At 74.0% G+C, this 8,844-nt stretch carries 8 protein-coding genes; 4 read left to right on the top strand and 4 right to left on the bottom strand.

Features of this window, described 5'->3' with window-relative positions; translation table 11 throughout:
- Positions 1 to 254 precede the first annotated feature (254 nt).
- Together ACFYYT_RS25370 and ACFYYT_RS25365 are read right to left on the bottom strand one after the other, a co-directional pair.
- Entirely contained in the window at positions 255 to 2,138 is a 1,884-nt protein-coding gene (locus tag ACFYYT_RS25370; RefSeq protein WP_351826066.1) for a prolyl oligopeptidase family serine peptidase, read from the bottom strand.
- The gene (locus tag ACFYYT_RS25365) at positions 2,135 to 3,403 is read right to left on the bottom strand and encodes an MFS transporter (RefSeq protein WP_351826065.1); all 1,269 of its coding nucleotides are present in this window, start codon (positions 3,401 to 3,403) and stop codon (positions 2,135 to 2,137) included. The genes ACFYYT_RS25370 and ACFYYT_RS25365 overlap by 4 nt, the downstream gene beginning before the upstream one ends.
- 302 nt (positions 3,404 to 3,705) lie before the next feature.
- Between ACFYYT_RS25365 and ACFYYT_RS25360 the strand changes: the two genes are divergently transcribed.
- Positions 3,706 to 4,677 (top strand): SDR family oxidoreductase, encoded by a 972-nt coding sequence (locus ACFYYT_RS25360; RefSeq protein WP_351826064.1) that lies wholly within the window; start codon positions 3,706 to 3,708, stop codon positions 4,675 to 4,677.
- A gap of 36 nt (positions 4,678 to 4,713) precedes the next feature.
- Here ACFYYT_RS25360 and ACFYYT_RS25355 read toward each other — a convergent pair whose 3' ends face one another.
- Complete coding sequence (locus tag ACFYYT_RS25355; protein ID WP_351826063.1) at positions 4,714 to 5,751, bottom strand: WYL domain-containing protein; 1,038 nt, start codon at positions 5,749 to 5,751, stop codon at positions 4,714 to 4,716.
- 460 nt (positions 5,752 to 6,211) lie between these two features.
- Here ACFYYT_RS25355 and ACFYYT_RS25350 point away from each other — a divergent pair, with 460 nt between their 5' ends.
- The 3 genes from ACFYYT_RS25350 to ACFYYT_RS25340 all read left to right on the top strand — a co-directional run bounded on the left by ACFYYT_RS25350 (position 6,212) and on the right by ACFYYT_RS25340 (position 8,109).
- The gene (locus tag ACFYYT_RS25350) at positions 6,212 to 7,228 is read left to right on the top strand and encodes a zinc-dependent alcohol dehydrogenase family protein (RefSeq protein ID WP_351826062.1); all 1,017 of its coding nucleotides are present in this window, start codon (positions 6,212 to 6,214) and stop codon (positions 7,226 to 7,228) included.
- Positions 7,229 to 7,354: 126 nt separating this feature from the next.
- Entirely contained in the window at positions 7,355 to 7,516 is a 162-nt protein-coding gene (locus tag ACFYYT_RS25345) for a hydrophobic protein (protein WP_283453945.1), read from the top strand.
- Between the two features lie 224 nt (positions 7,517 to 7,740).
- Complete coding sequence (locus tag ACFYYT_RS25340; protein WP_351826061.1) at positions 7,741 to 8,109, top strand: PRC-barrel domain-containing protein; 369 nt, start codon at positions 7,741 to 7,743, stop codon at positions 8,107 to 8,109.
- Positions 8,110 to 8,208: 99 nt separating this feature from the next.
- Here the strand turns inward: ACFYYT_RS25340 and ACFYYT_RS25335 are convergent, their stop codons facing one another.
- Positions 8,209 to 8,841: a hypothetical protein gene (locus tag ACFYYT_RS25335; protein WP_351826060.1), complete on the bottom strand. Its 633-nt coding sequence runs from the start codon at positions 8,839 to 8,841 to the stop codon at positions 8,209 to 8,211.
- Positions 8,842 to 8,844 lie beyond the last annotated feature (3 nt).

The following is an 8,844-nucleotide window of genomic DNA, read 5'->3' as shown; positions in this document are numbered from 1 at the left end:
CCCCTCAACTCCCTCTTGTCGCCCCCCCCCGCCGGCTTTATACCTATGTCCGGCGCCCCCGCTCTGGCTCCGCCGGGGGGGCCGGGGGGGGCGCCGGCCCCCCCCCGGCCCCCCCCCGGCCCCCTGGAGCTACTTGTCCTCGTCCTCCATCTCCTCCGTGGAGCGGAAGTAGATGACGACGCCGACGCCCGGCTTGCGGCTCTCCTCGTCGCCCTCGAGCGGGTCGCCGTGGATGATGTCCTTCTGCATGATGTTCACCTCCCCTCCGGGTGTGAGGACGGCTCGGCCCGCGCGGGCGCCGCAGGCAGCCCGCGACCGAGAAATCTGAGGGACCGCCGGATCACGGCCAGGTGGTCGGCCCCGTCGTAGCCGTCGTGGCCCGAGTCCAGCCACATCAGCTCGTGGGCCACACCTCCGGCGCGCAGCACGTCCAGGTACGCCTCGACCTGTTCCGGCGGGCACTTGGCGTCCCGCCGGGCGGCGATCACCAGCAGCGGGGAGCGGATGGCGGCCGCGTACGAGGACGGGGAGGCGTGGGCGTAGGCCTCGGGCACCTCGTCGGGAGTGCCGCCGAACAGGGCGGTGTCCAGCGCCTGGAGGGCGGGCGTGGAGTGGCGGAAGGCCGTGACGCAGTCGGCGAGCGGCTTGACGGCGACCCCGGCGTTCCACAGCCCGGGGTGGGTGCCCATGGCCAGCAGCGTCAGGTAACCGCCCCACGAGGTACCGCACAGGCCGACGGCGCCCTCGCAGCCGATGCCCCGGTCGAGCAGTTCGGCCCGGGCCCGCACCAGGTCGGCGACCTGGGTGTGGCCGACGCCCTCGGAGTAGGCGGAGCGCCAGCGCGGCCCGTAGCCGGTGGAGCCCCGGTAGTTGACGCGGGCCACGGCGTAGCCCGAGCCGACGAGGGCCTGCACCATCGGGTCGTAGGCGTCGCGGTCGTGGTCGGCCGGGCCGCCGTGGACGAGGAAGACCAGCGGGTACGGGGCGGGGCGGTCGGCGGGTGTGGTGACGAGGGTGTGCACCGGGCCGTCGGGGCCGGGCGTCCACAGGTCCCGGCGGCGGCCGAAGCGGGGAAGGCGCCACCGGCTCTGCCCGGGCAGCGGTGCCCCCGACAGGGACAGCGCGCGCGGTACGTTCACCGCGTCGGTCCAGATGAAGTACACGTCACCGTCGGCGGCCGGGGAGGCGTCCAGGATGCTGCCCTCGGGGGTGGGCACCGGGGTCAGCTCGTGGCGGTCCAGGTCGGCGGTGAACAGCCGGCTGCGGCCGTGCCGGTCCTGCCGCAGGAGGACCCGCGCTCCCCCGGGGCCCGGGTACCAGCGGGCGGTCGTCTCGGTGTCGAACGAGCACCAGGGCAGCAGCTCCAGGCCGCGGCCCGGGGCCCAGGTCCCGAGGTGGTAGCGGCCGGCCCGCTCCCGCATGACCAGCAGCAGGGGGTGCGCGGACGCCGCCGCCGGGCCAGGTGACGGTGTCGACGTCGGCGGCGGTGTCGGCAGCGGCAGCGGCAGCGGCAGCGGCAGCGGCAGCGGCAGCGGGGCGAAGCCGAGCGCCCAGGTGGGTTCCGCGGTGCCGGAGAGCACCGCGACGGTGGTCCCGTCCGGGCTCAGCAGCGTGACGGCGCGGGCGGAGTGCGCAGGTCCGGACACCGCCAGCAGGCTGCCGTCCGGCGCCAGGCCGCACAGCGTGCCGGAGTCCTTCGTGCGCAGGACGGGCGTGGCCGTGCCGCCGCGCCGCCCCGTGTGGACGCTGAGCCCCCCGGGGCCGCGGATGCCGACGGCCACCTCGCCCCCCGCCGCCAGCGCCAGCCCGGCGGGCCGCCCGTACGGCACCCCGGACAGCGCCGGGCGGTCGGGGCCGCCGTCGAAGTCCTGGGTGCGCCAGCCGCCGCTGCCGCCGCGGTCCTCGTCGAACCACCAGACGGCCTCGTCCTCGTCGATGGCGCAGAGCAGGGTGCCGTGCGGACGGTCCGTCAGCTGCCGTCCGGCGCCGGTGGAGCGGTCCCAGGTGAAGATCTCGCAGCGGCCGTCGGCGTCGCCTGTGTACACCATCCGGTCGGGGCTGCGGGGGCTGGTCACCGGCAGCACCGGCCGGTAGACGCCGTAGGTGCGCACGGCCGCCTTCGGCGGGGCCGGCGTCACGGCGTCTCCCCCGCCAGCAGCCGCGCCCTCGCGGTCGCGTACAGCGCCAGCCCGGCGAACGCGCCCGCGCAGCCCAGTGCCACCGCGCGGCCCCCGTACGCCGCCACCAGGACTCCCGCCGTCACGGGCGCGAGTACCGCGATGCCCTGTCCGGCGGTGCCGAGCACCGTCCCCATGCGGGCCAGCAGCCGGTCGGGGGTGACCAGCATCGCCCGGGTCTGCAGCACGACGACCACGGACGGCACGATCAGCGACACCCCGCCGAGCAGCAGCCCGTAGGCCCAGGTCCGGGACGCGAACGCGAGTCCGGCCGCCGTCGCCGCCATGGCCCACGACGCGGCCGTGACGATCCGCGCCCCCGGAACCCGCCGCACCAGCCACGGTGCGCCGAGTGCGCCGAGCAGGCCGCCGACGCCGGCCAGGGTGAGGACGAGCCCGATCGAGGAGGGGCTGGCACCGCGGTCGTGGGAGGTGACCACCGCGTGGAAGTAGAGGGCGCCGAGCAGCGCGTTGATCCCGGCGGTCCACACCATCACGAAGCGGAGGAAGGGATCCGCGCACACGAAGCGCAGTCCTTCGGCGAGTTCGCGGGTGAACGAGGGGGCGGGACCTTCGCGTTCGGGCGTCAGGTCGGTGCGGATCGCCCTGGTCAGCACCGCCACCAGCAGGAACGACAGTGCGTCCGCGAGCAGCGGGACCCAGCGCGCCAGCTGGTACAGCACGCCGCCGAGCATCGGCCCGACGATCTGTACGGCCTGGTCCCGCGCCTGGAGGTGTCCGATCGCCCGGGTGTACTCCCGGGGCGGCACCAGGCGGCGGATCGTCCCGGAGGCCGCGGCCCCGTACGTGGCGCCGGCCGCCTGCTCGACGACGGCGGCGACGAGGACGTGGACGAGGACGACGTGGCCGAGGGCCACGGTCACGAACACCGATCCCATGGCGGCGGCCGCGAGCAGGGCCGCCCCGTACATCATGGGCTTGCGCGGCCACCGGTCGGCGTACACGCCCGCCACCGGCGAGACCACCAGACCGCTGACCAGGCCCACCGAGGCGACGAGTCCGGTGAGGCCGGCCGGGTACCCGGCGCCCAGCAGGATCAGCGGGAGGAAGAGGGCGGAGGCGCAGGTCCCGAGACCGTCGACGGCGCCCGCGGTCCAGAAGAGCGTGAAATCCCGTCTTCGGAACGGAGCGGAGGACGAGGACGAGGGCGGATCTTCGGGTAATAAAGGGCCGGAGTGTTTTAATTTCTCATCGGCCTCACCCATCAGGAATTCCGCCCGGGGATTGTGGCCGATGCCGACGGTAAGGCTGACGCACCCACAATGCCCCCTTTGACAAGTGGACTTACGGCCGCTGAGGGAGCGATCGTATCGAACGGAGACACCCCTCACAACACCCGCGTTCGAGCGGAATTCTCGATCAAGGAATGGGTTTTTCCGGCACGCCGGAGAAGTGGATGAAGTCGAGGGCCCGCGGCCCTGATGCCCGGACGACCGCCCGGACGCCCGTCCGGACGCCCGGTAAAAGGTGACGTGTTCTGTCACCTTTGGCGTGCACCCTGGATGACATGACCAACGAGGACATGACCACCGCACCCGTCCGGCCCGAGAACCCGGAGCGTCCGCTCGCCGGACGGATCGCGCTCGTGGCCGGGGCCACCCGCGGCGCCGGGCGCGCCCAGGCCGTCGAGCTCGGCAGGGCCGGGGCCACCGTGTACGTCACCGGGCGCACGACCCGTACCCGGGTCAGCGAGGTGGGCCGGACCACCGAGACCATCGAGGAGAGCGCCGAACTCGTCACCGCGGCGGGCGGAACCGGCATCGCCGTGCCCACGGACCACCTCGACGAGTCCCAGGTGCGCGCGCTCGTCGAGCGCGTCGACCGGGACCACGGGCGGCTCGACATCCTCGTCAACGACCTGTGGGGCGGCGAACACCTGCTGGCACGCTCGGTGTTCGGGAAGAAGAGCTGGGAGACGCCGCTCGCCGACGGCCTGCGCATCCTGGAACTCGGCGCCCGCTCCCACGTGATCACCGCGGCACTGCTGCTGCCGCTGCTGATCCGCTCGGACGCGCCGCTGTACGTGGAGGTCACGGACGGCACCGCGCACTCCAACCGCCGTTACCGGGAGAACATGTACTACGACCTCGCGAAGAACGCCCCGATCCGGCTGGCGTTCGGGCTGGGCCAGGAGCTGGCCGAGTACGGGGGCACGGCGGTCGCGGTGTCGCCGGGCTTCCTGCGCTCGGAGCAGATGCTCGCCCACTTCGGAGTCACGGAGGACAACTGGCGCGACGCGATCGCCCGGGAGCCGTCCTTCGCGATCGCCGAGTCCCCGTGGTTCCTGGCCCGCACGGTCGCGGCGCTGGCGGCCGACCCCGACCGCGCCGGGCGCTGGAACGGCAGGTCCACCTCCAGTGCGGAGCTCGCCCGGGCGTACGGGGTGCGGGACGTGGACGGCAGCCTGCCCGATGCCTGGGCGTACTTCGAGGACGTCGTGTACGGCGGACGGGAAGGATCCCCCGAGGACTACCGCTGACGCGCGGGAGAAGCTCCGGCGGGGACGGCCCACGGCCTACCGCGGGACCGCGCCGTAGAGGGCGGCCAGCTCCGCCGCGCGCTCGCGGAAGCGGGCGCGCAGCGGAGCCGGGGCCAGTACCTCGACGTCCGCACCGAGCGCGGCGAGCTGCTCGAAGGCGACCTCTTCGGATTCCGCGGGCAGGTCGAGGGTGACCAGGCCGGCGGCGTCCGGAGCGCTGGCGGAGGCCAGGGCGTCCGGGACGGCCGCCCCGTCGAGGACGGCGGGCAGCCTGCTCAGTCCGCGTGCGCTCACGCGGACCGTGACGGTGGTGCGCAGCAGCGCACGGGCGAAGGCGGCCGAACGGGTCTCCCAGTGCCGGGCCAGGTCGAAGACCGGGTCGCGTACGAACGGCCGCGCCGCGCCGGGCGCGGGGGCCAGGGCGGTGACGCGGTCGACGCGGTAGGTGCGCCAGCCGCCGTCGGGGTCCCGGCCGTCGGGGTCCCGGCCGTCGGGCGTGCGGGTGACGGCGTACCAGGTGCCGGCCTTCAGGACGAGCCCGTACGGTTCCACCACCCGGGTCACCGTGGCGGGCGGTGCGCCCGCACGGCCCGGGCGGGCGTAGGACAGCTCGACGGCCCGGTCGGCCCACACCGCGCGGGCCAGTTCCGGCAGGAGCGGCGGGGAGGGGGGTTCGCTGAACCAGGACGGCGCGTCGAGGTGGAAGCGGCGCGCCGAGGATTCGGCGGCCTCGCGCACGGAGGGAAGCAGGGTGGCGGCCAGCTTCAGCCGGGCCGTTCCGGCCGCGTCCGACAGCCCCAGGTCCCGCAGGGCCGTCGGCAGCCCCGACAGGAACAGGGTCTCCGCCTCGCTCGGGTGCAGGGTGGTCAGCCGGGTCCGGTGGCCGGGGGCCAGGAAGTAGCCGCCGGCCCGGCCGCGCTCGGAGCGGACCGGGACCCCCGCCTCTTGCAGGGCCTGGGCGTCGCGGATGACCGTCCGCTCGGAAACCTCCAGCTCACGGGCGAGGGCGGCGGCGGTCAGACCGGGGGCCGACTGGAGCAGGAGGGCCATACGGATGAGGCGGGCGGCACGCATGGACCAAGGATCACCGATCCGGCGGACGCCCCGGTCCGCCGGGGCCGCCGGGTCCGATGGGGCCGCGGGCGGCGGGGGCGGCGGAGCGCCGAGGGGCCCCGGCCGGGCGGCCGGGACCCCTCGCTCGGCCAGGTGACGTCCAGAGCGCCTGGGGCACCTGTCCTCGTCCGCACACTCCTGTCGGCACGGCGTGATCATGAGCGTAGTGGTCCGGCGCGCAGAACACCCGCGATCGGCGGCCACGGGGGGAACCGGGGTGCGGGCGAGGTGGAGTCGCTGACCGGGCCGGATGCCGGTTACCTGGATGACGTGAGGCTCCTCCCCGGGCCGCGACGGCGGCCGGGGAGGGCTGCGTCCGGCCACGGGCGGCGGATCGTCGCCGGTGACCGGTCCGCCTCCGCACCCGGCGCCGGCCGGCCGCCCCCGGCAGCGTCTCCCCCGGTACGAAAGGGAACCCCTCATGCGCGGAGCAGTGATCCACGCCCCCGGCGACGTGCGCTTCCAGACCCTGGACGATCCGAAGATCCTCCGGCCGACCGACGCGATCATCCGGACGGCCGTCACCTGTGTGTGCGGCTCCGACCTGTGGCCGTACCGCGGCGCCGAGCCGATCGGGAATCCCCGCCCGATCGGGCACGAGTACGTCGGCTTCGTGGAGGAGGTCGGCAGCGACGTCACCTCCGTCCGGCCGGGCCAGTTCGTGGTCGGCTCCTTCGCCACCTCCGACAACACCTGCGCGAACTGCAAAAACGGCTTCCAGTCCAACTGCCTGCACCGCGAGTTCATGAGCACCTGCCAGGCCGACTACGTGCGCATCCCCAACGCCCAGGGCACCCTCGTCGCCACCGACGAGGTGCCGGACGAGGAGCTGTGGCCCGGTCTGCTGGCCGTCTCCGACGTGATGGGGACCGGCTGGTGGGCCGCCGAAGCGGCCGAGGTGAGGCCCGGCTCGACCGCCGTGGTCGTCGGCGACGGCGCCGTGGGCCTGTGCGCCGTGATCGCGGCGAAGGAAAGCGGGGCGGAGCGGATCATCGCGATGAGCCGCCACGAGCCCCGGCAGAACCTCGCGCGGGAGTTCGGTGCCACCGACGTCATCGCCGAGCGCGGTGCGGAGGGCGTGGCCCGGATCAAGGAGCTGACCGGCGGCATCGGCGCCGACAGCGTGCTGGAGTGCGTCGGCACCGGCGAGGCCATGGCGCAGGCCCTGCACTCGGCGCGGCCCGGCGGCAGCGTCGGCTTCGTCGGGGTCCCGCACGGGGTCGCCATCGACGGGCAGGAGCTGTTCTTCTCCCACGTCGGGCTGCGCGGCGGCCCCGCGCCGGTACGCCGGTACCTGCCCGACCTGATCGAGCTGGTCCTGTCGGGCCGGATCGACCCGGGCAAGGTCTTCGACCTCACCCTGCCCCTGGACCAAGTCGCCGAGGGCTACCGGGCCATGGACGAACGCCGCGCCATCAAGGCCCTGTTGCGGCCCTGACACGGCCCGCCGGCCGGGCAGGGAACGGGAGGGCGCGCGCTCCCCGCGTACGCGGGGGGCATCCGAAAAAGTCGGGGCGCATGTTCGGAGGAACCGGGGGCAGACAGATTTCCGGAGGTAATAACTATGGTTCCCCTGCTTCTCGTTCTTCTGCTGGTACTGCTTCTGTTCGGTGCCGGATTCGCCCTCAAGATTCTCTGGTGGGTGGCGATCGCGGTACTGGTGCTGTGGCTCGTCGGGTTCGTGGCCCGGCCGAAGGGGGGCAGCGGCCGCTGGTATCGCTGGTAGCCCCACCAGGGCAGAAAAGGCAGTTCAGGGGCCCGCACCCGGTCAGGGTGCGGGCCCCGGCCGCTGCCCGCGCTCCCCTCCCCCGGCGCCCCGACGGCTTCACCCGATGGTGACCGTGTACGCCGGGATTTACGGGGCATGCGAGTTTCCGGCGGGGCCGCGACCGGCCCCGCATCGGTTCCGAAAGCAAAGGATCCGTACCCTCAATCAAAGGAGTGGTTCTCATGTCCGCGAACATCTGGGGCTATCACGAGACGTCCGGCCGACTGGCCGGTACCGATCTGACGGGCTACAAGGTCGAGGCCACGGACGGCTCCATCGGCAAGGTCGACAAGCACTCCGACGAGGTCGGCTCCGCCTACATCGTCGTGGACACCGGTGTGTGGATCTTCGGCAAGGAGGTCCTCCTTCCCGCCGGGACGGTCAAGCACATCGACCCCGCCGAGGAGAAGATCTACGTCGACCGCACCAAGGAGCAGATCAAGAACGCTCCCGAGTTCCACCGGGACAAGCACCTCGGCGACGCCGGGTACAACGAGGAACTGGGCACGTACTACGGCACGGGCGCCCCGTTCGGCGGCCGTCCCGCCTGAGGGCCTGCCGCCCCGCACACGCCCGAGGGGGTGGAACCGGATTTTCCGGGTCCACCCCCTCGGGCGTGCCGCCGTGTCCGCCGGCCTCGCGGTCGTTCGTCAGTACGCACCGAACGACCAGAAGACGCCCACTTCGTCGTCGGTGACGGCGATCAGGCCCAGGTCGCCGAAGAGGTCGAGGCCGTTGACGTACGCGGAGGTGAGGAATCCACGGGACTCGGTCCCCTGGAGCCCCGCCGCGAGGAAGTCCGGGGCCGGATCGTGGGCGGCGGCGAGCGTGTTGGTCCAGTAGCGGGCGGTGGGGCCGTACCGGTCGAGGAGGGTGCGGGCGTCCGCCAGCACGGCGTCGCGGTCGGGGCGGGAGCGCACGGGGGCGGGCTCCGATTGCCATTCCTCGGCCATGACGGCGAGCGCGGCCGCCGCCGCCCGCTCCTCCAGGAGGTGGAGCCGGTCGGCGAGCTCCGGAGCGTCCGGTGGGTCGAAGGGGTACGCGGGCCACGTGCGGCGGACCGGATCGGTGCGGTCCGCGTCCAGCCCGAGCCAGCCCCGCGGGTCGGGGACCGACCGGTGCAGCACCGCGAGGACGTCGTGCGCCCAGTCGCGGTGCCGCCGGGGGCCGGTGGCCGCGAAGGTGTACGTATCGCCGAGCAGCCGCAGCGCCGCCGCCTCCCAGCGGCTGCGGCCGTACGCGTCCGGCAGGTCGGGGCCGGGCAGGTGGGCGGGCTGGGGCATGGC

The organism is Streptomyces sp. NPDC002032 (assembly GCF_042890765.1).
GTDB lineage: Bacteria > Actinomycetota > Actinomycetes > Streptomycetales > Streptomycetaceae > Streptomyces.
Note: the sequence above shows the minus strand (reverse complement) of the source record. Positions and strands in the feature narration are given on the sequence as shown.

What these genes read in the sequence shown, in the direction of transcription:
- ACFYYT_RS25365 (WP_351826065.1), bottom strand. Translation starts at nt 3,403, where the DNA reads ATGGGTGAGGCCGATGAGAAATTAAAACACTCCGGCCCTTTATTACCC.
- ACFYYT_RS25360 (WP_351826064.1), top strand. Translation starts at nt 3,706, where the DNA reads ATGACCAACGAGGACATGACCACCGCACCCGTCCGGCCCGAGAACCCG.
- ACFYYT_RS25355 (WP_351826063.1), bottom strand. Translation starts at nt 5,751, where the DNA reads ATGCGTGCCGCCCGCCTCATCCGTATGGCCCTCCTGCTCCAGTCGGCC.
- ACFYYT_RS25350 (WP_351826062.1), top strand. Translation starts at nt 6,212, where the DNA reads ATGCGCGGAGCAGTGATCCACGCCCCCGGCGACGTGCGCTTCCAGACC.
- ACFYYT_RS25345 (WP_283453945.1), top strand. Translation starts at nt 7,355, where the DNA reads ATGGTTCCCCTGCTTCTCGTTCTTCTGCTGGTACTGCTTCTGTTCGGT.
- ACFYYT_RS25340 (WP_351826061.1), top strand. Translation starts at nt 7,741, where the DNA reads ATGTCCGCGAACATCTGGGGCTATCACGAGACGTCCGGCCGACTGGCC.
- ACFYYT_RS25335 (WP_351826060.1), bottom strand. Translation starts at nt 8,841, where the DNA reads ATGCCCCAGCCCGCCCACCTGCCCGGCCCCGACCTGCCGGACGCGTAC.